Genomic DNA, 20,177 nt, shown 5'->3' on the forward strand with positions numbered 1-20,177 from the left:
ACCCGATACCGTCCATTATTGCTCAGGCCCACTCAAGGGCCGTGCAATCACCGCGCCGTGACCGAGCGGAAACCGAATTCTCCGAATTCCTCACCGCCCGACTCGCGGGCGGCGGCGTCGCCGAACTACGGTGCGGAGTATGCGGGTGGCGATGATGACTCGGGAGTACCCACCGGACGTCTACGGCGGGGCCGGGGTACACGTCACCGAACTCGTCGCGCAACTGCGCCTGCTGTGCGCGGTCGACGTGCACTGCATCGGTGCGCCCCGCCCGGATGCCTTCGCGCAGCAACCCGACCCGCGCATGCACGGCGCCAACCCCGCGCTGTCCGCCCTGTCCGCGGACCTGATGATGGTCAACGCCGCGTCGGCGGCCACGGTCGTGCATTCGCACACCTGGTACACCGGTCTGGCCGGGCACCTGACCGCGTTGCTCTACGACGTTCCCCACGTCCTGACCGCGCATTCGCTGGAACCGCTGCGGCCGTGGAAGGCCGAACAGCTCGGCGGCGGCTACCGGGTGTCGACGTGGGTGGAGCGGACCGCGGTGCTGGCCGCCGATGCCGTCATCGCGGTCAGCGCCGCGATGCGCGAAGACATCCTGCGCGTCTACCCCACGCTCGATCCGAGCCTGGTGCACGTCATTCGCAACGGCGTCGACACCAACGTCTGGTATCCCGCCGGCCCGCTGCAAACCGGGTCGGTGCTCGCCGAACTCGGCGTCGACACCAGCCGGCCCATCGTGGCGTTCGTCGGGCGCATCACCCGGCAGAAGGGCGTCGCGCACCTGTTGGCCGCCGCGCACCGGTTCCGCCCCGAGGCGCAGGTGGTGCTGTGCGCCAGTGCTCCCGACACCCCGGAGCTGGCCGAGGAGATTCGGGCCGCGGTGGCGGAGTTGGTCCTCGACCGCGATGGGGTGTACTGGATCAGGGAGATGCTGCCCGTCGGCGAGCTACGCGAAATACTTTCGGCAGCAACGGTTTTCGTATGCCCATCGGTGTACGAACCGTTGGGGATCGTCAACCTCGAGGCGATGGCGTGCGCCACCGCCGTGGTGGCCTCCGATGTCGGCGGGATACCCGAGGTGGTCAGGGACGGGATCACCGGGTCGCTGGTTCATTACGACCCCGACGATCCGACCGGCTTCCAGGCCGGGCTGGCCGAAGCGGTCAATGAGCTGGTCGCCGATCCCGACAAGGCTAAGCGCTATGGCGAGGCGGGACGCCAGCGCTGCATCGAGGACTTCTCCTGGGCCCACGTGGCCGAGCAGACGCTGGAGATCTACCGGAAGGTGACGGCGTAAGCCGGCTCAGCTGGTAACGCCCTTGAGTTCGTCACCCAGGGCGGCGGCTTCGTCGGGCGTCAGCTCGACGACCAGTCGGCCGCCACCCTCGAGCGGTACTCGCATAACGATGCCGCGCCCCTCCTTGGTTGCCTCCAAAGGACCGTCTCCGGTGCGGGGCTTCATCGCCGCCATCGAGTGCTCCCTCCAGATTCGAGCTGGCCCGGCGTCGCGGACCTGGTCGGCGCCGAGCATGCCCCGCCAGTGGATTTCCAGCCGTACCCGACATTGAACTGCCAAATCACGCCTCCATTGTTCCCTATTGGGGGCGGCAGTTACACCAAGACCCGCCTCTGACCCCTCACAGAGGCCCTCACAGTGCGTTCGCCGGCACCCAGCAACCGCGAATGTGGTCGTCGACCATGCCGGTCGCCTGCATCAGCGCATAGGCGGTGGTCGGCCCGACGAAGCGGAATCCGCGCCGTTTGAGCTCGCTTGCCATCGCCTTCGATTCGGCGCTGGCCGAGGGAATTTCGGACCCGTCGGTGGGGCGGGGGCGCGGTGACGGCGCGAACGACCACAGCAGCTTGGACAGGTCGCCCGCCGATCCCAGCTCGGCGGCGGCGCGCGCGTTGGCGATCGTCGCGTCGATCTTGGCCCGGTTGCGGACGATCCCCTCGTCGGCCATCAGCCGCTGCACGTCGGCGTCCGTGTAGCCGGCGACCGTCTCGATGTCGAACCCGGCGAAGGCGCGCCGGAAATTCTCCCGCTTGCGCAGAATGATCAGCCACGACAGGCCGCTCTGGAAGGCCTCCAGGCTCATCCGCTCGAACAGCGCCACCCCGTCGTGCACCGGGCGGCCCCATTCCCGGTCGTGGTAGTCGCGATACATCTCGAAGTCCGCTCCGGGCCGAATGGCCGCCCAGCCGCACCGAACCAGCCCGTCCTCGCTCATATTGAGTCCTGACGGTTCTCGCCGTCCTCGGGTTCCACGGAATCGGTCTCGTCGTCGGGGGCTGCGGAAGCGTGCACCGCCGCCAGCTGGCCGCGCAGCGCCTCGAGCTCGCGGGCGAGCCGGTCCAGCACCCAGTCCACCTCGCTGGTCTTGTATCCGCGCAGCACCTGGGTGAACTTGACCGCGTCAACGTCGGCGCCGGTGACCCCGTAGGCGGGCAGCACGGTCGCCGTCGTCCCCCGCGGCAAGGGCGGCAGCTGCTCGCCGCGGCCGAACAGCAGGCTGGCCGCGCCGAACAGCACGATCGCCACCAGGACCAGCACGACCAGGTACAGCAACACCAACGCCACGCGTTCGATATTGCCCTATCGCCCCGACATCCCGGCTATCAGCGGGGCCTGACCCCCTGGATCGGCGGACGGTCCTCCAGCGACACCGGCGAGGTGTGCGCGGTGTAGCCGAAACCCTCCGCGCCGTCGGCGAAGAACTGGGTCAAGCCCACGCCGGAGTCGGGGATCCCGCAGCGCGAGAGCAGGGTCGCGATGACCTGGCGGCTCATCGCGCCCAGCTCGGGCAGCGGCCGGTTGCGGTGCGCCCGCACACCGAGGTTCACCTGGGCGATCGCGTCCAGGCCCAACCGGTCGAAGGTGTCCACCAGCAGGCCGATCTCCACGCCGTAGCCCGGGGCGAACGGCAGCGATGTCAGCAGTTCCCGGCTGGCCGCGTACTCGCCGCCGAGCGGCTGCAGGATGCTACCCAGCTCCGGGCGCAGCGCGGCCAGCAACGGCCGGGCCACCAGCTCGGTGACCCGCCCGCCGCCCGCTTCGGCGCCATGGAGCGGCCGCCGGTAGAAGCTCTTGACGAGGTGAATCCCGTCGCCGGTGAGCAGCGGGGCCACCAGCCAGGGAACGAACATCGGGTGGGGGTTGATCAGGTCGGAGTCGACGAACACCACGATGTCGCCGCTGGTGGCCGCCAGCGAACGCCACAGCACCTCGCCCTTGCCGGGCCGGACCGGCACCTCGGGCAACGCCTGCTCGCGGCTGACGACGCGCGCGCCGGCGGCGATGGCGCGGATCTCCGTGTCGTCGGTGGAGCCGGAGTCCAGGACGATCAGCTCGTCGACCAGGCCGTCAACCAGCGGCGAGATGCTTTCGACCACCGACTCGACGGTGGCTTCCTCGTTGAGGGCCGGCAGCACCACCGAGATGGTGCGCGCGGCCTTCGCGTCTGCGAGTTCGCCGAGTGTCCAGCCGGGCCGGTTCCAATTGCGGTCGGATAGCAAGACGTCCCCGGGGCGGGCGGCAAGCACGCCCGCGCCGGCGAGATCGACCAGGTCCGATGCCGTCATGCGAGCCCCCTCACCGTGCGCGCCGGCGGGCGCACGCCCTGGATCGAGGACACCATCTCGAGCACCCGCCGGGTGGCCGCGACCTGATGCACCCGGAACATCCGGGCGCCGGCCGCCGCCGCCAGCGCGGTGGCCGCCAGCGTTCCCTCGAGCCGTTCGGTCAGTTCCACACCCAAAGTCTCCCCGACGAAGTCCTTGTTACTCAAAGCGAGCAGGACGGGCCATCCGGTCTTAACCAGATCGCCCACGTGGCGCAACAAAACCAGCCCGTGGAAGGTGTTCTTGCCGAAATCGTGGGCCGGGTCGATCAGCACCCGGTCGCGGGCCACCCCGGCCGCGACCGCCCGGTCCGCCGCCGCGGTCACCCGGCGGATAACGTCGTCGACCACCCCGCGCGTGGAGGTTCCGTAGCTCACCCGGAACGGCCGCGTGCGCGGCAGCGCCCCGCCGGTGTGCGAACACACCAGCCCCGCCCCGAGCTCGGCGGCGACCTCGGGCAGGGCGGGGTCGATGCCGCCCCAGGTGTCGTTGATCAAGTCGGCGCCGGCGGCGCAGGCCACCCTGGCCACGCCCGAGCGCCAGGTGTCGACGCTTATCAGCTGGTCGGGGTAGGCGCCGCGCAGCCATTCGATGAACGGCACCAGCCGGGCGATCTCGGTCTCCTGGTCGACGCTGTCGCCCGGGCCCGCCTTGACCCCGCCGACGTCGATGACGTCGGCGCCCTCGGCGATGGCTTTGTGGGCGGCCTCGCGGGCGGCCTCGTCGCTGAAGGTCGCGCCCCGGTCGTAGAAGGAATCCGGGGTGCGGTTGACGATCGCCATGATCAGCGGGCGATCGCCGGCGACGGGCCGCCCGCAGAGAGTCGACTGCACGCGTCTATGGTGCCTGGCGCGGTCCGCGAGTGTGCGGCGACTCAGCCCTTGGGCCGCTTACCCTCGGCCACTTCCTCGGGGTACTCGTCGTAGAACGGCACGTAGCCCTCGTCGCGGCCGGCCAGCACATACAGCGGGTCCTTGACGTCGGAGCCGTAGCCCTGCTCGCGCAGCTCCACCTTGCGGCTCTTGAACGTCGACGTGTGCTCCAGCGTCTCGACCACCCGCACGAACAACGGCAGCGCGTAGGGCGGCAGCTGGCCGTATACGGCGCGGGCCAGGGAGTGGCCGTCGAACTCGGCGCCGTCGCGCAGCTGGACGGCGGCCATCCCGGCGCGGCCGCCGGTGCGCGGAATCTCGACGCCGAACACCGTGCATTCCTCGACGGACTCGTCGGACGCCAGGGCCGCCTCGACCTGTGTGGTCGCGACGTTCTCGCCCTTCCACCGGAACGTGTCGCCGAGCCGGTCGACGAACGCCGCGTGGCCCATGCCCTGCGGGCTCATCACGTCGCCCGAGTTGAACCAGCAGTCGCCCTCACGAAAAGCGTTGCGCACCAACTTCTTTTCGCTCGACTCCTTGTCGGTGTAGCCGTCGAACGGCTGCAGGCGGTTGACCGGGCTGAGCAGCAGCCCGGGCTGACCGGCAGGCACCCGGCGCACCCGCCCGCTCTCGTCGCGCAGCGGCTCGCCGGTGTCGGGGTCGTACTCCACGTAGGCCAGCGGCATGGGAAAGACGCCGGTGCTGCGGGGCACGTTGAAGATGTTGATGAACGCGGTGTTGCCCTCGCTGGAGGCGTAGAACTCGCAGACGCGCGCGATGCTGAACCGTCTGGTGAACTCGTCCCAGATCTCCGGGCGCAGCCCGTTGCCGGCGATCACCCGCACCTTGTGCGCGCGGTCGGTCGGCTTGGCCGGCTGGTTGAGCAGGTACCGGCAGATCTCGCCGATGTAGATGAACGCGGTGGCCTCGTTGGCGATCACCTCGTCCCAGAACTTCGACGCCGAGAACGACTTGCCCAACGCCAGTGTCGCCCCGGAGTTGATCACCGACGACAACGCCACCGTCAACGCGTTGTTGTGGTACAGCGGCAGGCAGCTGTACAGCGTGTCGGTGCTCTTCAGCCGCAACCCGATGCCGCCGAACGCGGCCAGGGCCTTGAGCCACCGCAGGTGCGTCATCACGCTGGCCTTCGGGAAACCCGTCGTGCCCGAGGTGAAGATGTAGAAGGCGGTGTCCCGGGCCTGCACGGCCGACGCCGACGCCGGGTTGGTGGCCGGTGCGCTCACCGCGAATCGCTCCAGGTCCTCCACCGTCAGCGTCTCGGTGGCGCCCGCGCCGCCGCACTCGGCCACCGCGCTGACCAGGTCGGTCTCCGCGATCAGCACCTTGGCGTCCAAAAGGCCCAGGCTGTGCGCCAGCACCTCCCCGCGCTGGTGGTAGTTGATCATGCCGGCGACCGCGCCGCACTTGACGGCCGCCAGCATCGCCAGCACCGCCTGGGGCGAGTTGCGCAGCATGATCGCGACGACGTCGCCGCTGCCGACGCCGCGCGCGGCCAGCACCGCGGCGTACCGGTTGGCGGCCGCGTTGGCGTCGCGGTAGGTCAGCTGCTGGTCGCCGAACCGCAGGAAGACCCGGTCACCGTGGCGGGCGGCGCGGTCGGCGAACACCGTGCCGATCGACTTCCGGGAGCCCGGCTGGGCCAGCAGCCCGGTCAGCGCCCCGCGCACGATCACGGGGATGTCGGCCAGCACTCCCGGCACCCGCGATGCGATGTCGGTCAGCCTGACCGCCGTGCGGGCTCCCCCGTCGTGGTCGGACACGTCATCCTCGATTCCCCTGGGCGCCTGTCCGCAAACTCAGGCGGGTGCGCACGCCTCCACTGCGGCACCCACCTTATCCACCAGTACCAACCGGTCCATCGCGGCTTGCGAGATGTAGCCGCTGTCGACCAACCCGCACAGCCACAGCCACAGGCCCTCGTAGTGCCCGAAGGGGTCCAGCATCACGATAGGTTTGCCGTGCACGCCGAGATAACCGGTGGTCCAGGCGTCGAACAGCTCGTCGAGGGTGCCGACGCCGCCGGGCAGCACGATGAACGCGTCGGCGCGCTGCTCCATGACCTGCTTGCGCTCATGCATGGTGTCGGTGACGACCAGCTCGTCGGCATGGGCGTCGGCGAGCTCGCGGCGCATCAGGTTCTGCGGGATGACACCGACGGTCCGCCCACCGCGGGCGCGCGCCGCGCCGGCCACCGCACCCATCGCCGACACCCGGCCGCCGCCCCACACCAGGGTCCAGCCGCGCTCGGCGATCGCCTCGCCGAGTTCCGAAGCGAGCGTGAGCAATTCGGGGTGCTCGGGGCCCGACGCGCAATACACGCACACCGCCCAGGCGGCTGACGGATCGCGTTGCGGGCGCATACAACGAAAGGTAGACCAAGCCCGATGCGCCACGCACACGACGCGCAATAAAATCCGGCGGGTGCCGATTCGATGGAACGTCCCCCAGCACGAGGAGGCGTTGGAGCGGCTGAACGACGCTCTGGTGGCCGGCCGGGGGGCCGTCGTGCTCGGGCCCGACGGCTGCGGCAAGTCGACCCTGGCCCGGTTGGCCGCCGAGGGCTACGCCCGCTCTCATCCGGCCACGCTCACCCGCTGGGTCACCGGCACCCCGACCGAGCGGCCCATCCCGTTCGGGGCGTTCAGCCACCTCGTCGCGATCTCCGAGATCGGGAAGCCCGCGGCGCTGTTGCGGGCCGCGCGGGCCTCCCTCGGCGGGGATGACCTGCTGCTCGTCGTCGACGACGCCCACGAGCTCGACGTGCTGTCGGCCACGCTGGTGTACCAGCTGGCGCTGGCGGGCACGGCCCGGCTGATCGTCACCGCCCGGGCGGAAGTCGCGCCCGGGGCCATCGCCGCGCTGTGGACCGACGGCCTGCTGGATCGGATCGACATCGAGGCGCCCGGCGGGGCGACCACACCGGCCGAAGTCGACGCCTTCCTCGCCGAATTGCCCGCCGCGGCGCGGGCCGTGCTGGACTATCTCGCCGTCGCGGAACCCCTGTCGCTCGCCGACGTGACCGTCCTCGCCGGCGCGGGCGCGGTCGACGAGGCGGTGGACCTCGGCGCGGCGGAGACCCGGGCGCGCGGCGGGCGTTCCGACGACCCTGTCGTGTACACGGCTCACCCGCTGTTCGCCGAGCGCGCGCTCGCCGCGCTCGCCGCCGACGATGCGCGACGACGGCGCACCGAGGTTGTCGGCGTCCTGTCGCGGCATCCGTCGGAGCACCTCAGCGACCGGCTGCGGCTGGCCTCGCTGGCGCTGGACGGCGACGCCCCCCAGCGGGGCGCCGACGTCGCCGCCGCAGCGCAGCAGGCGTTGCGGCTGGGCGACCTCGCGCTCGGCGAACGACTGGCCCGCTCGGCGCTGGAACGCTCCGGGGGCCTGGCGGCGCGGCTGGCGCTGGCCCACGCACTCGCGTGGCAGGGCCGTGGCCGCGAGGCCGATGCGGTGCTGGCCGCCGTCGACGCGGGCGCGTTGGCCGAGCCGGCGCTCATGGACTGGGCGCTGCTGCGGGCGGCCAACCAGTTCTGGATGCTCGGCGAGCCCGAACGGGCCACCGCGTTCCTGCGAACCATCCGGGGCCGGGTTTCGGACCCGGGCCCGCGCACCACGCTCGACGCACTGAGCGCCACCTTCGCGATGAACGCGGGCAACGTCGGCTACGCCGTCAAGGTCGCCGGCGAGGTGCTGGGGTCGCCGTCGGCCGACGACCAGGCAGTGGCCTGGGCCGCCAGCGCGTCCGCGCTGTGCGCGGCGCGGCAGGGCCGTTTCGGCGACGTCGAACCGCTGGCGCAGCGCGCCCTAGCCGCCGAGCACCCCGGGCTGCTGCGCTTCACGATCGGGCTGGGCCAGACCACCGCCTTGCTGATGGCGGGCCGGCTGTCCGCCGCGCGCGAACTGGCCCAGCAATTCACCGATTTCGCCGAACTGCAGCAGCCCGGCCGCGCGATCGGCGAGGTCCTCCTGGCGCACGTGCTGATCGCCGACGGCGACTTCGCCCGCGCCGCGGCGCTGCTCGGCCCGGCGTCCGCCACCCTGCAACGCACCGGCTACTCGTGGGGGCCGCTGTCGCTGACGCTGCTGGCCACCGCGCTGGCCCAGCAGGGCGACACCGCCGCGACCGCAAAAGCCTTGAGCAGGGCCGAATCCCGGCACGGCACCAAGTCGGCGCTGTTCGCCCCGGAGCTCGGCGTGGCGCGGGCGTGGCGGCTGGCCGTCATGCGCGACCCGCACGGCGCGGTGGCCGCCGCCCGCGACGCCGCCCGGATGGCCGAACGTGGCGGGCAGTCGGCTGTGGCGCTGCGCGCCTGGCACGAGGCGGTGCGCCTCGGGGACACCCGCGCGGCGGATCCGCTGGCGCGGTTGTGCGGCGAGGTCGACTGCGCGGTGGGTGGGCTCGCTCTGGCGCACGCGCGGGCGCTGGCAGCCGGCGACGGCGCGGCGCTGCGGGCCGTTTCCGACGAGCTGGCGGCGGTCGGGATGCGCGCGGCGGCCGCCTCGGCATTGTCAGCCGCCGCGCAGGCGGACCGCTGCTGACTTCCGTCATGTCATCGCGTCGGCCAACGCGATATGGCCCTCGAAGCCCAGCGTTGTGGCCATGTCGCGGTATCGATCCCGGAAGTCACGATAGGCCATCGCGTCACCGCGGGCCTTCGCCAACAGCGCCCGCATCCGTAGCAGCGGAAGTTCGTGCATGACGAACCCGGGGTCGGTGGGGATGGCTGCCAGCCTGTCCATCGCAGTCTGCGCCTCCTGAAGGTCGCAGTGGGCGCCGCGGCGTAGCAACGCTTCCACCAGCGTGCCGGTAGCCGGTCCACACCATTGCATCTCGCCGCCGGCGAGTTCGACGCCGATGGCCGCCCGCGAAAGTTCAATGGCGCCGTCGACATCCCCGGCGCGAGCCCTCTCCCTGGCGGTCGCGATGTCGACAATCGGCACGGCACTCATGCTGTAGCGCTCGTTGATGGCCATGTCTCGGGCTTTCGCGAGCAAGTCGAAGCCGGCATCGCGTTGGCGGGGGTCGAGCTGAAGCAGGGTGATGCCTCGCGTCAGTCGAGCACTGCCCAGCGCGAAATTGTCCCCGGAGTCCTCCGCGATCTGCAGGGCCGCGGCCGTGTCCGACAGGGCGGCCTCGTCGATCAATAGCGTCCCGTGCAGGTAGCCGAGAACGTATTTGTACATGATGACCAACGCACGGGTCGTCGGCTCGAAAGTGCGTGCCAGCGCAATGGACTCGTCGAAGTCTTCTCGCCATCCCGGAATTCCCAGGTACATCCTGGCCGTGCCCCGATGCGTGAGCGCTATCGCCAGCGGCGATCCGATGAGTAGGTTCCCCATCGCGGGGTCACCATCGGCCAGATCGATAACCTGCTGCGACAGTCGCAGGGCTTCCACCATTTCACCGGCCTCGTACTTTGCGACGATCGCCGCGCAGAGAAGTGCGACGGTCAACGTCGGATCCCCGATCGGCTCGAGCAGCCGCGCGAGTTCTGTGGCCAGCCGCGATGCTTCGCGATGCTGGTTGTGATACATGTGCGCCAGCACCAGCCCCGCCGTGCCAAAGACGAGTGACACCCAGTCGCCCGCGGCGATGCACAGCTCGCGCAGTTCGGCGAAACCGACATCGGCGATGCTGCCGCCTACTCGCCACTCGGTTCCGCACAGCAGCGTGCGCGGCGCGATCCGCATCGACATCCGATCGGGGTCGTCGTCGGGCAGCCGATCGGCGACCTGGCGAGCCCGCTGCCAACTGACCCGCGCCGCGGCGACGTCACGGTTGGTCGACCAGGTTCCCGCGCGCATGTGCCAGGTGAAGGCGGCACGCAACTCGCCCGCCGCCTCGAGATGCTCGGCGATCAACGCCGCGTTCTCCTCGACCGATCCAGGGTCGTTGTGTTCGATCGCGGCGGCCAGTCGCCGGTGCAGCTGCACACGATCGGATTTCAGCTGCGACTCGTAGGCCACCGCCCGGATCAGCGGCTGGCTGAACGCATACTCAGCGCGCGGGGTGGGGCCGACCTGATCGATCAGCTCTGCCACTACCAGCTCGTCGAGAACGGGGTCGATTCCCATGCTGGACAGGACACCCGGGCTGAACCGCGACCCGATCACCGCCGCGGCGCTCAATGTCTGCTTGGCCCGAGCACCGAGGCGGTCAATGCGGGCGGCGATGGTTGCCTGCAGGGTGGCGGGCACACCGACCTCAGCGCCTTCCGTACGGCACACATACGCGCCGCGGGTGCCGTGCAGCACACCGCGCTCGGCCAGATCACGCACCATCTCCTCGATGAAGAACGGATTACCGGCGGCCTGCCCGGCGATCGTGGCGGCCAGCGCGCCAACCGAGGGATCCGGTCCCATCAGCTCGGCGAGCAACGTCGTGGCTTCCGAATCGTTCAGGGGGCCAAGGGAAATCGTTTGGGCGCCGGCCACCGTGGCCAACCCACTGCGATACTCGGGGCGGTACGTGATCACCACCATCGAGTGGGTCTGCGGGATCACCGAGATGAAATCGGCCAGCATCGACTCGCTTACCTCATCGATCCAGTGCGCATCCTCGAGGATGTAGACCGCCGGTTCTGCGCGGGCCGACTGCGCGGCGCGGACCACCGCGGTCAAGCGACGTCGTCGCGCGTCGGGGTCGATCTTCGGCGACGGCGTACCCGGGTCTGCGATCCCAAGCAGCTCATCTAACAAGACCAGGTCCTGCTCATTCGCATCCGGAAGCCGGAGTCGTACCCGGGCCCGGGCCGCCCGGGCATCCAGCTCGCCCAACCCGAGCGCCCCACGCAGCAGGGTCGCAATCACGTGGAACGGGATCCCGCTGGCGTGCGACTCGCAGAACGTCCAGAACACCTCGACACCGCGGCCGGCGGCCAGCGCCTCGACTTCCCCCGCCACCCGGCTCTTGCCGATGCCCGCCGGCCCCACCACTCCGACGACACCGCCGTGGCCCTCGATCGAGCGGTCCAAAATGGCTGCTATGGGGGCTATCTCCCCGCTTCTTCCCACCAGGCTCGACAACACGCGTCCGACGAGGCCATGCCGCGGCTCGATCACGAGCAGGCGACGTGCGGGCACCGGGGCATCGACCCCCTTGATGTGCACCCACTCGCGTCCACCCAGCACCGCGCCACTTTGCTCGACCAGGTGCGCGGTGGACTCGCTGAGCATCACCCCACCGGGCGGGGCGACCGACTCCATCCGCTGCGCCATGCCCACGTGCTCGCCGACGGCGGTGTAACCGAAAGGGCCCGAACCGATCTCACCCGCGATCACCTGACCGGAGTTCAGTCCGACACGCAACTGAAGGTCGACACCGTCGCGCCGCCGGATGTTGCCGGCCAGCCGCTTGGCCTCCTCCTGAATACTCAGGGCGGCCAGGCAGGCCCGAACGGCGTGGTCCTCCAGTGCCACCGGTGCACCAAACATCGCCATGACGCCGTCACCCGTGAACTTGTCCACCGTGCCGCCGTACCTCTTCACCACGGCCGCGCAGCGGTCGGCCAGGTCGGCCATGATCTCGCGCAGTCGCTCCGGGCCGACGGCTGCGGCGATGTTCAGGGAATGAACAACATCGGCGAACAGCACCGTCACCTGCTTGTACTCCGCCGCTCGGCGGGCCGGTGTGACGGGTGCACCGCACTGGTGACAAAACCTGGACTCTGGAGGCAATCGGGTGCCGCACGACCCGCACGACGTCGCCGCCGCTTTCGGTGCGCCCCGTGCTTCGTCCACGCCACTATCGTGTCACTCGGGTCAACGGTGTCCGTCGTATCGCCGGGTGATCCCAGCATTCGGGACCCTTTCAATGCCGTCGGCCGCGCCGAATCGTACGCGAACCGTGACCCAATCGTGTTGGCGCAGTGACGATCACCCTTCACTGTTTCCAAAGTGGTTGCGGCGGTTGCAATTCAGCCGACGGTTTGGAGGCGCGATGCGTACCCGTGCGGCCAGACTGCTCGCGGCCGGTTTGCTGATCGCGGCGCTGACGACTGACGCGTCCTCGGTCGTCGCCCCACCGGCCGCGCTGGCGGCATCCACCGGGCCGACGCTGCCGCTCGGCCACGCCGGCCGCTGGATGACCGACGCCGACGGTCGCGTCGTCGTGCTGCACGGGCTCAACCAGGTGTACAAGGTGCCGCCGTACGAGCCGTCGGCCGACGGGTTCGGCGACGACGACGCGGCCTTCCTGCAGGCCAACGGCTTCAACGCGATGCGGCTGGGTGTCATCTGGGCCGCCGTGGAGCCGCAGCCGCTCAGCTACGACGACAACTACCTCACCTCGATCGCGCAGACCGTCGCGACGCTGGCGTCGCACGGCATCGTCAGCCTGCTCGACTTCCATCAGGACCTCTACAACGAGGCGTTCCAGGGCGAGGGCGCACCCGCCTGGGCGGTGCAGCAGGCGGGCCTGCCCAACCCGCAACTCGGCTTCCCCGGCAACTACTTCCTCAACCCCGCCGAGGAGTACGCCTGGAACGCCTTCTGGCGGGACGCCCCCGCGCCGGACGGGATCGGGCTGCAGGACCACTACGCGCGCGCCTGGCAGCACGTCGCGTCCTTCTTCCGCGGCAATCCCGGCGTGTTCGGCTACGAGGTCTTGAACGAGCCGTGGCCCGGGTTCATCTGGGAGGGCTGCTTCAACTTCGTGCTGGGCTGCCCGCTGCAGGACCACAAGCTGACCGTGTTCTACCGCAAAGTCGTGCCGGCGATTCGCGCGGCCGACCCCACCACGCTGGTGTTCTTCGAGCCGAACACGTTGTCCGACGAGGGCGTCCACACCGACCTCGGCGGGGTGGTCGACCCGAGCACCGGGTTCTCGTTCCACGACTACTGCGCGATCGAATCGGTGTTGCACAAGAACATCACCTGCCGCTTCGAGGACGGCCTCACGATCACCAATGCCAGCCTCTACGCGGACTTCCACCACATTCCCCCGCTGCTGACGGAGTTCGGCGCCACCAACGACCTCAACAACCTCGCCGAGGTGATGCGCCACACCGATCACCAGCGGATGGGCTGGCTGGAGTGGGCCTATACCGGCAACGACAAGACGAGCTCGTCACCGACCGACCAGGCGCTGGTTTTCGACCCCGGCCAGCCGCCGACCGGCGCCAACGTCAACACCCCCAAGCTCGCGGTGCTCGCCACCCCCTACCCGCAGGTGGTCGCCGGCACGCCGCGGGACTGGTCGTTCAGGTCCGGCACCTTCCGGCTGTGCTACTCGACCGAGCGGGCCGACCGCGCGGGCCGCTTCGCGCCCGGCGCGCAGACGCTCGTCTCGGTGCCGCCCATCGAGTACCCGAATGGTTATCACGCGAGTGTCACAGGCGGACAGGTGGTTTCGCCGCCCAACGCCCCCGTGCTGGCCGTCGTGGCCAACGCGGGAGCGGAGAGCGTCGACGTCGTCGTGACGCCGTCGTGACGCTCAGCGTCACGCTAGCGTGGCCGTCGGCGGCGAGCGCCACGCTGGCGTGACGCTCGGGCCAGCCGTCAACCATCCAATGCTGACGTCACCCTGGAGTCCCTGGTCGATTGACCAGTCCAGGTCAGCGCGGAACAGAACATGGCCGATACGCACGGCCCCCGCCGCTGGCGCGGCGACGTCATCGCGCTAGACGAACGAAGAAGGACGACCCGCTCTGATCGGGCGAAGCTCGGCCACCGGTTCGCGTCGCGGGTGACGACGAAAGTCTCGCCCGATGTCACCGCATCGATCACCTTTGCGCTCCTATTGCGCAGTTCGTGCTGGTCGATAGTCCTCGCCATGGTGCTATCCCACTACGCGCTCAGATACCGCCGCAGGATCTCCACCGCGGCGGTGATGTTGGCGACCGGCACCCGCTCGTTGCGCGCGTGCGCCACGTTGGGATCCCCCGGGCCGAAGTTCACCGCCGGGATGCCCAGCGCGGCGAACCGCGCCACGTCCGTCCAGCCGTACTTCGCCCTCACCCGGCCCCCGGCGGCCTCGACGAGCGCCTTGGCGGCGGGCTGCGACAGGCCGGGCAGCGCGCCCGCCGCGGCGTCGGCCTGCTCGATGCGCACGTCGAGCCCGTCGAACACGTCATGCACGTGTTGCAGCGCCCCATCCACCGAACGGTCCGGAGCAAAACGGAAGTTGATCGTCAGCGAGGCCGCGTCGGGAATCACGTTGCCGGCCACACCGCCGTCGATGCGCACCGCCGACAGGCCCTCGCGGTACTCGCAACCGTCGATGTCGACGGTGCGCGCGGTGTAGGAGGCCAGCCGGTCCAACACGGCGCCCAGTTTGTGAATGGCGTTGTCGCCCAACCAGGCTCGCGCCGAGTGGGCGCGCGTGCCGGTGGTGCTGATCACCACGCGCAGGGTGCCCTGGCACCCGGCCTCGATGTAGCCGCCGGTGGGCTCGCCCAGGATGGCGACGTCGGCGGCCAGCCAGTGCGGCAGTTCCCGCTCGATGCGGCCCAAACCGTTTGCCGCCGCGTCGATTTCCTCGCAGTCGTAGAACACCAGCGTCAGGTCGTGCGCCGGCTCGGCCACGGTGGCGGCCAAGTGCAGGAACACCGCGTCGCCGGATTTCATATCCGAGGTGCCGCAGCCATACAGCTCGGCGCCGTCCAGACGGCTGGGCAGGTTGCCCGCCACCGGGACGGTGTCCAGGTGACCGGCCAGCAACACCCGCGACGGCCGGCCCAGCGAGGTGCGGGCCAACACCGCGTTGCCGTTGCGGACAATCTCGAAGCCCGACGTCTGGGCGCGCAGCGCGGCCTCCACCTCGTCGGCCAGGCGCGCCTCGTGGCGCGATTCGCTGGGGATGTCGACCAGCGCAGCGGTCAGCTCGATCGGGTCCCCGCGCAAGTCCAGCACGCCCCCCATTCTGCCCACCAGACACCAAAGCCCCCTTTTCATCGGCGTGTCGGGGGCTTTTGTGTCTCCTCGGCCGCGAGCAAGTAGCGTGTCGGCCGTGACTGGAGCTGCGGGTATCGGGCTGGCGACGCTGGCGTTCGACGGATCAATCCTCGACACGTGGTTCCCCGCACCGGAGCTGACCGAATCGGGCGCTGGCGGCACGTCGCGGCTGGCGCTGTCCGACATCCCCCCGGAGCTGGCCGCGCTGCTCGGCCGCGACGACGACCGCCGCACCGAGACCGTCGCCGTGCGCACGGTCATCGGTTCGCTCGACGACGTGGCCGCCGACGCCTACGACGCCTACCTGCGGCTGCATCTGCTGTCGCACCGGTTGGTGGCGCCGCATGGGCTCAACGCCGGCGGACTGTTCGGGGTATTGACCAACGTCGTGTGGACTAATCGCGGACCCTGCGCGATCGAGGGCTTCGAGGCGGTCCGCGTGCGGCTGCGCCGGCAGGGGCCGGTGACGGTCTACTGCGTCGACAAATTCCCGCGGATGGTCGACTACGTGCTGCCGACCGGGGTGCGCATCGCCGACGCCGACCGGGTGCGGCTGGGCGCCCACCTGGCGCCGGGCACGACGGTCATGCACGAGGGCTTCGTCAACTACAACGCCGGCACCCTGGGCGCGTCGATGGTCGAGGGGCGCATCTCGGCCGGCGTGGTCGTGGGCGACGGGTCGGACATCGGCGGCGGGGCGTCCATCATGGGCACGCTGTCCGGCGGTGGCACGCAAGTCATTTCGATCGGCAAGCGGTGTCTGCTCGGCGCCAACGCGGGCCTGGGCATCTCCCTGGGCGACGACTGCGTCGTCGAGGCCGGCCTTTATGTCACCGCGGGCACCAAGGTCACCACGCCCGACGGCACGACGGTCAAGGCCCGCGAGCTTTCCGGCGCCAACAACCTGCTGTTCCGGCGCAACTCGGTCACCGGCGCCGTCGAAGTGGTGGCCCGCGACGGTCAGGGCATCGCGCTGAACGAGGACCTGCACGCCAACTGAGTCACCGCGCTTCGCGACCGGCCCCAAGCGTCGTCCCGTTGGTTTCCGGCAGCACATAGGTGCACACCAGGCTGGCCACCACCAGGGCGGCCAGCATCACGCCGATCGCCCAGCCGCCATAGGTCGCCAGCAGTGAGCCGGCGAGCAGCGGCGGCAGGGCCCCGCCGATGACGCCGGCGAGGTTGAGGGCCAGCGCCGATCCGCTGTAGCGGTAACGCGTGGCGAACAGCTCCGGAACGAAGGCCGCGGTGGGTCCGGAGCCGATCCCACCACCGACGGCCATGCCGACGACGGCAACCACATACAGCGCCGGGTTGCGGGTGTTCAGTAACGGCATCACCACGAACGCCCACGGCAAGAGGATCGACCACCCCAGCAGCATCAAGCGGCGGCGCCCCACCCGGTCGGACAGGGTGGCCGAAGCCGCGACCGTTGCGATGCTCACCAGCCCGGTCAACGCGCCCACGGACCAGATGAAGCCGCGCGTATAGCCGAGGTGCGAGTGGGCGTAGATGAGGAGGTAGGTGTGACCCAGGTAGCCGAAACCGAACCCGCCCAGCAGGCTGCCCCCGGCCAGGAGGATCTCGCGGCGCTGCAGGCGCCACAGCTCCCCGAGCGGCGCCTTCGGGACGAGGTTGCGGGCCTTTTCGTCGGCGAACACCGGGGTCTCGTCGATGTTGAGCCGCACGTAGAGGGCGATGCCGATCAACCCCGCGCTGAACAGGAACGGCAGCCGCCATCCCCACTGCATGAAGGCGGCGCTCTTTTCGCCGATGCTGAAGTTGACACCCAAAAAGGTCAGGCTGCTGAGCACGGCCGCGGTGCCGGCGCCGAGCAGGGTGAACATGCCGTAGCGGCCCCGCTGGCCGGCGGGCGCGTACTCGGCGCTCAGCAGCGCCGACCCCGCCCATTCGCCGCCGACGGCGAACCCCTGCATGAGCCGCAACACGATCAGGATCAACGGGGCGAACGCACCGATGGCCGCCGTGCTGGGCACCAGCCCGACGCTGACGGTCGACACGGCCATGATCAGCAGCGTGGCGATCAGCGTCTTCTTGCGGCCCAGCCGGTCACCTAAGTACCCGAAGACAGCCGCGCCCAGCGGCCGGGACAGGAACGCCGTCGCAAACGTCGCCATCGAGGCGACGATGCCCAGCGTCGAACCGAGTCGCGGGAAGAACACCGTCGGAAACACCAGCGCCGCCGCGGTGCCGTAGATGAGGAAGTCGTAGTACTCGATCGCCGAGCCAACGAGGCAGGCCGCGGCCACCCGTCGCATGGGTGTGGGCGCGGGTCGCGCCGCGACCGTCGGCAGTTCCGTCACGCCTACGACGGTAGGTGAAGGTTCGCGGTCGCGCTCGACGGAAAGCTGGCAAAACGCTGCGTGTCGCCCGAGGCCGAGCGCTCAGCCCTCGGACAGCAACTGCTTCTTGAGGACCTTGCCCATGGCGTTGCGCGGCAGCGCCGCCACGAGGCGGACCTCGCGTGGCCGCTTGTGCATCGAAAGCTCTTGGGCGACGTGGTTGATCAGGTCGTCGGTCCGCAGGTCGGACGAACCAACGACGTAGGCGACGATGCGCTGGCCCAGGTCCTCGTCGGGCAGCCCGACGACGGCCGCCTCCTGCACGCCGGGGTGCCCCAGCAGGGAGGTCTCGATTTCTCCCGCACCGACGCGGTATCCGCCGGACTTGATCAGGTCGACCGACTCGCGTCCGACGATGCGGTGCATGCCGCCGCCGTCGATCACCGCGACGTCGCCGGTGCGATAAAAGCCGTCGGGGGCGAACGCCTCCGCGGTGGCCTCGGGCCGATTCAGGTAGCCGTCGAACATCATTGGCCCGCGAACCTGAAGCCGCCCAACGGTTTCCCCGTCGTGCGGCACCGGGTTGTCGTCGTCGTCGAGCAGCCTGGTCTCCACCCCGGCGACAGGCAGGCCCACCCAGCCCGCGCGGCGCTCGCCGTCGGCGCGCGTCGAGATGGTGATCAGCGACTCCGAGGCGCCGTACCGTTCGATGGGCTGGTGCCCGGTGAGCTCGGCCAGCCGGTCGAACACCGGCACCGGCAGCGGCGCGCTGCCGGACACCAGCAGCCGCGCCGGACGCAGCGCCTCGGCCGCCGACGGGTCGGCCACCACCCGCGACCACACCGTGGGCACCCCGAAGTACAGGGTCCCGGCGGCCTGCGCGTAGCCGGCCGGTGTCGGTCTTCCGGTGTGCACGAAGCGGTTTCCGATCCGCAGCGATCCCAGCAGGCCCAGTACCAGGCCGTGCACGTGGAACAGCGGCAGGCCGTGCACCAGGACGTCGTCGGCCGTCCACTGCCAGGCGTCGGCCAGCGCGTCGAGGTCGGCGGCGATCGCGCGTCGGCTCAGTACCACGCCCTTGGGCAGCCCGGTGGTGCCCGAGGTGTAGACGATCATCGCGGTCGCCTCGGGCCGCGGCTCGGGGTAGCGGTGCCAGGAGCGGGCGTGCAAGCGAACCGGGATGTGCGGCAGCCCGTCACGATTCTCGGGTTCCGGGCCCAGCCACGCCTCCGCCCCGGAGTCGGTGAGCATGTGCCGGCGCTCGGCCACTCCGACATCGGAGGGCACCGGCACGAAGGGCACGCCGGCGGTCAGGCAACCGGTGACGGCCAGCACGGTGGACGCGGTCGGCGTGGCCAGGATCGCGACCCGGTTCGCGCCGGCGACCCGCTCGGCCACCGACGTCGCGGCGCCGACCAAGTCGCTGCGGCTGAGCGTCGCCCCGTCGATCCGCACTGCGTCGGCGATGTCGGTGGTGGTGACGGCCGAGGGATTGAGCGACGCGAGCAGCACGTCTGCAGGTTACCCGGCGCCGTCAGGCCCCCTCGTCCCAGATCTTCATCAGGGTGGACAGGATCTCCTCGCCGCGGCCCAGCCCGGCGAGATGGCTTTCGCCGGGCAGCACGAACAGCTCGGCGTCGGGCAGCATGGAGACGACGTGCTCACCGTGGGCGAAGGGAACGATGTGGTCGCTGTCGCCGTGCCACCAGCGGACCGGGACCTTGACCTCGTCGAGCCGGAAGCCCCAGTCCTGAGTGAACAGGATGATGTCGTTGAAGGGGGCCGCCAATTGCTTGCGGCTGCCGTTGAGCAGGTCGTCGAGGAACATGGCGGCGAACTCGGGCCGGGTGAGCAGCCGCCGGTCGGCCTCCGGCGACACCGCGGCATACAGATACAGCGCGGGATTCGCGACCGGACGGATCATCCGGATCACCAGGCTCGCGCCGATGCGCAGCGGGTCGCCCCCCAGCCGCAGCAGCGGCGCCGCCCGCTTACCCAGGTTCATCAGACCGCTGGTGATCCCCTCCTCGCCGAGGAAGGGCGCCACGCCGCCGAGCACGCCGGCCGCCACCACGCGATCGGGCATCACCGCGGCGGACGCGAGCGCGTAGGGGCCGCCGCCGGACAGGCCGATGACGGCCATCTTGTCGATGCCCAGCGTGTCGGCGATCGTGCGCAAGTCTTCGCCGAAGGCCCGAATGTTCTCGTACCGGTGGGGCGTCGACGAGCCGATGCCCGGCCGGTCGATCCCGATCAGGCGGATGTTGTGCTGTTCGGCGTAGACCCGGGCCTCGATCGGGATCTGCCGGCGGGCGCCGGGAGTTCCGTGCAACCAGAAGACCGCGCGACCCCAGGGGGCGCCGAACTCGGCGAAACCGATTTGGCGGTCCTCGCCGACCGCGATGTTGCCTTCGAGCTTGGGGCGAGCGATCTCGATGACCATGCCCAGCAGCCT

At 70.2% G+C, this 20,177-nt stretch carries 16 protein-coding genes; 4 read left to right on the forward strand and 12 right to left on the reverse strand.

What is annotated here, in order from left to right; all coding sequences use genetic code 11:
- Positions 1-139: 139 nt before the first annotated feature.
- On the forward strand, positions 140-1,303 hold the full coding sequence (gene glgA, locus VMD50_RS19890; protein ID WP_325429913.1) for a glycogen synthase: 1,164 nt from the start codon (positions 140-142) through the stop codon (positions 1,301-1,303).
- A 6-nt stretch (positions 1,304-1,309) separates the two neighbouring features.
- On the opposite strand, the gene VMD50_RS19895 is transcribed toward glgA, so the two are convergent.
- The 7 genes from VMD50_RS19895 to VMD50_RS19925 all read right to left on the reverse strand — a co-directional run bounded on the left by VMD50_RS19895 (position 1,310) and on the right by VMD50_RS19925 (position 6,886).
- A complete protein-coding gene (locus VMD50_RS19895; protein ID WP_003406247.1) occupies positions 1,310-1,477 on the reverse strand; it encodes a DUF3117 domain-containing protein in 168 nt (55 codons plus the stop codon).
- 178 nt (positions 1,478-1,655) lie between these two features.
- Positions 1,656-2,237: a DNA-3-methyladenine glycosylase I gene (locus tag VMD50_RS19900; RefSeq protein WP_325429917.1), complete on the reverse strand. Its 582-nt coding sequence runs from the start codon at positions 2,235-2,237 to the stop codon at positions 1,656-1,658.
- Positions 2,234-2,587 (reverse strand): DivIVA domain-containing protein, encoded by a 354-nt coding sequence (locus VMD50_RS19905; RefSeq protein WP_325429919.1) that lies wholly within the window; start codon positions 2,585-2,587, stop codon positions 2,234-2,236. Before VMD50_RS19905 ends, VMD50_RS19900 begins: the two co-directional genes overlap by 4 nt.
- A 38-nt stretch (positions 2,588-2,625) precedes the next feature.
- On the reverse strand, positions 2,626-3,588 hold the full coding sequence (locus VMD50_RS19910) for a glucosyl-3-phosphoglycerate synthase (RefSeq protein ID WP_325429922.1): 963 nt from the start codon (positions 3,586-3,588) through the stop codon (positions 2,626-2,628).
- Positions 3,585-4,409, reverse strand: a complete 825-nt coding sequence (gene folP / locus VMD50_RS19915; RefSeq protein ID WP_325430073.1) for a dihydropteroate synthase — start codon at positions 4,407-4,409, stop codon at positions 3,585-3,587. The genes VMD50_RS19910 and folP overlap by 4 nt, the downstream gene beginning before the upstream one ends.
- Positions 4,410-4,501: 92 nt before the next feature.
- Positions 4,502-6,286 (reverse strand): long-chain-acyl-CoA synthetase FadD6, encoded by a 1,785-nt coding sequence (gene fadD6, locus VMD50_RS19920; RefSeq protein ID WP_325429924.1) that lies wholly within the window; start codon positions 6,284-6,286, stop codon positions 4,502-4,504.
- A gap of 36 nt (positions 6,287-6,322) precedes the next feature.
- Complete coding sequence (locus tag VMD50_RS19925) at positions 6,323-6,886, reverse strand: TIGR00730 family Rossman fold protein (protein ID WP_325429926.1); 564 nt, start codon at positions 6,884-6,886, stop codon at positions 6,323-6,325.
- A gap of 61 nt (positions 6,887-6,947) precedes the next feature.
- On the opposite strand from VMD50_RS19925, the gene VMD50_RS19930 reads away from it, so the two are divergent.
- On the forward strand, positions 6,948-9,065 hold the full coding sequence (locus VMD50_RS19930) for an AAA family ATPase (RefSeq protein WP_325429928.1): 2,118 nt from the start codon (positions 6,948-6,950) through the stop codon (positions 9,063-9,065).
- Between the two features lie 6 nt (positions 9,066-9,071).
- Here VMD50_RS19930 and VMD50_RS19935 read toward each other — a convergent pair whose 3' ends face one another.
- Positions 9,072-12,266 carry an adenylate/guanylate cyclase domain-containing protein gene (locus VMD50_RS19935; RefSeq protein ID WP_325429930.1) on the reverse strand — a complete coding sequence of 1,065 codons (3,195 nt, stop codon included), beginning with the start codon at positions 12,264-12,266 and terminating at the stop codon, positions 9,072-9,074.
- A 199-nt stretch (positions 12,267-12,465) separates the two neighbouring features.
- Here VMD50_RS19935 and VMD50_RS19940 point away from each other — a divergent pair, with 199 nt between their 5' ends.
- On the forward strand, positions 12,466-13,956 hold the full coding sequence (locus tag VMD50_RS19940; RefSeq protein WP_325429932.1) for a cellulase family glycosylhydrolase: 1,491 nt from the start codon (positions 12,466-12,468) through the stop codon (positions 13,954-13,956).
- Positions 13,957-14,312: 356 nt separating this feature from the next.
- Here VMD50_RS19940 and dapE read toward each other — a convergent pair whose 3' ends face one another.
- On the reverse strand, positions 14,313-15,377 hold the full coding sequence (gene dapE, locus VMD50_RS19945; RefSeq protein ID WP_325429934.1) for a succinyl-diaminopimelate desuccinylase: 1,065 nt from the start codon (positions 15,375-15,377) through the stop codon (positions 14,313-14,315).
- An 88-nt stretch (positions 15,378-15,465) separates the two neighbouring features.
- Here dapE and dapD point away from each other — a divergent pair, with 88 nt between their 5' ends.
- A complete protein-coding gene (gene dapD / locus VMD50_RS19950) occupies positions 15,466-16,419 on the forward strand; it encodes a 2,3,4,5-tetrahydropyridine-2,6-dicarboxylate N-succinyltransferase (protein ID WP_325429936.1) in 954 nt (317 codons plus the stop codon).
- Between the two features lies 1 nt (position 16,420).
- On the opposite strand, the gene VMD50_RS19955 is transcribed toward dapD, so the two are convergent.
- From VMD50_RS19955 to VMD50_RS19965, 3 genes are all read right to left on the reverse strand, one after another.
- Positions 16,421-17,698 (reverse strand): MFS transporter, encoded by a 1,278-nt coding sequence (locus VMD50_RS19955; protein WP_325430075.1) that lies wholly within the window; start codon positions 17,696-17,698, stop codon positions 16,421-16,423.
- Positions 17,699-17,824: 126 nt separating this feature from the next.
- Positions 17,825-19,234 (reverse strand): acyl-CoA synthetase, encoded by a 1,410-nt coding sequence (locus VMD50_RS19960; protein WP_325429938.1) that lies wholly within the window; start codon positions 19,232-19,234, stop codon positions 17,825-17,827.
- A 22-nt stretch (positions 19,235-19,256) separates the two neighbouring features.
- Positions 19,257-20,165: an alpha/beta fold hydrolase gene (locus VMD50_RS19965; RefSeq protein WP_325429939.1), complete on the reverse strand. Its 909-nt coding sequence runs from the start codon at positions 20,163-20,165 to the stop codon at positions 19,257-19,259.
- Positions 20,166-20,177 lie beyond the last annotated feature (12 nt).

Source organism: Mycobacterium sp. (assembly GCF_035506235.1).
GTDB lineage: Bacteria > Actinomycetota > Actinomycetes > Mycobacteriales > Mycobacteriaceae > Mycobacterium.

What these genes read in the sequence shown, in the direction of transcription:
- glgA (WP_325429913.1), top strand. Translation starts at nt 140, where the DNA reads ATGCGGGTGGCGATGATGACTCGGGAGTACCCACCGGACGTCTACGGC.
- VMD50_RS19895 (WP_003406247.1), bottom strand. Translation starts at nt 1,477, where the DNA reads ATGGCGGCGATGAAGCCCCGCACCGGAGACGGTCCTTTGGAGGCAACC.
- VMD50_RS19900 (WP_325429917.1), bottom strand. Translation starts at nt 2,237, where the DNA reads ATGAGCGAGGACGGGCTGGTTCGGTGCGGCTGGGCGGCCATTCGGCCC.
- VMD50_RS19910 (WP_325429922.1), bottom strand. Translation starts at nt 3,588, where the DNA reads ATGACGGCATCGGACCTGGTCGATCTCGCCGGCGCGGGCGTGCTTGCC.
- folP (WP_325430073.1), bottom strand. Translation starts at nt 4,409, where the DNA reads ATGGCGATCGTCAACCGCACCCCGGATTCCTTCTACGACCGGGGCGCG.
- VMD50_RS19925 (WP_325429926.1), bottom strand. Translation starts at nt 6,886, where the DNA reads ATGCGCCCGCAACGCGATCCGTCAGCCGCCTGGGCGGTGTGCGTGTAT.
- VMD50_RS19940 (WP_325429932.1), top strand. Translation starts at nt 12,466, where the DNA reads ATGCGTACCCGTGCGGCCAGACTGCTCGCGGCCGGTTTGCTGATCGCG.
- VMD50_RS19955 (WP_325430075.1), bottom strand. Translation starts at nt 17,698, where the DNA reads ATGCGACGGGTGGCCGCGGCCTGCCTCGTTGGCTCGGCGATCGAGTAC.
- VMD50_RS19965 (WP_325429939.1), bottom strand. Translation starts at nt 20,165, where the DNA reads ATGGTCATCGAGATCGCTCGCCCCAAGCTCGAAGGCAACATCGCGGTC.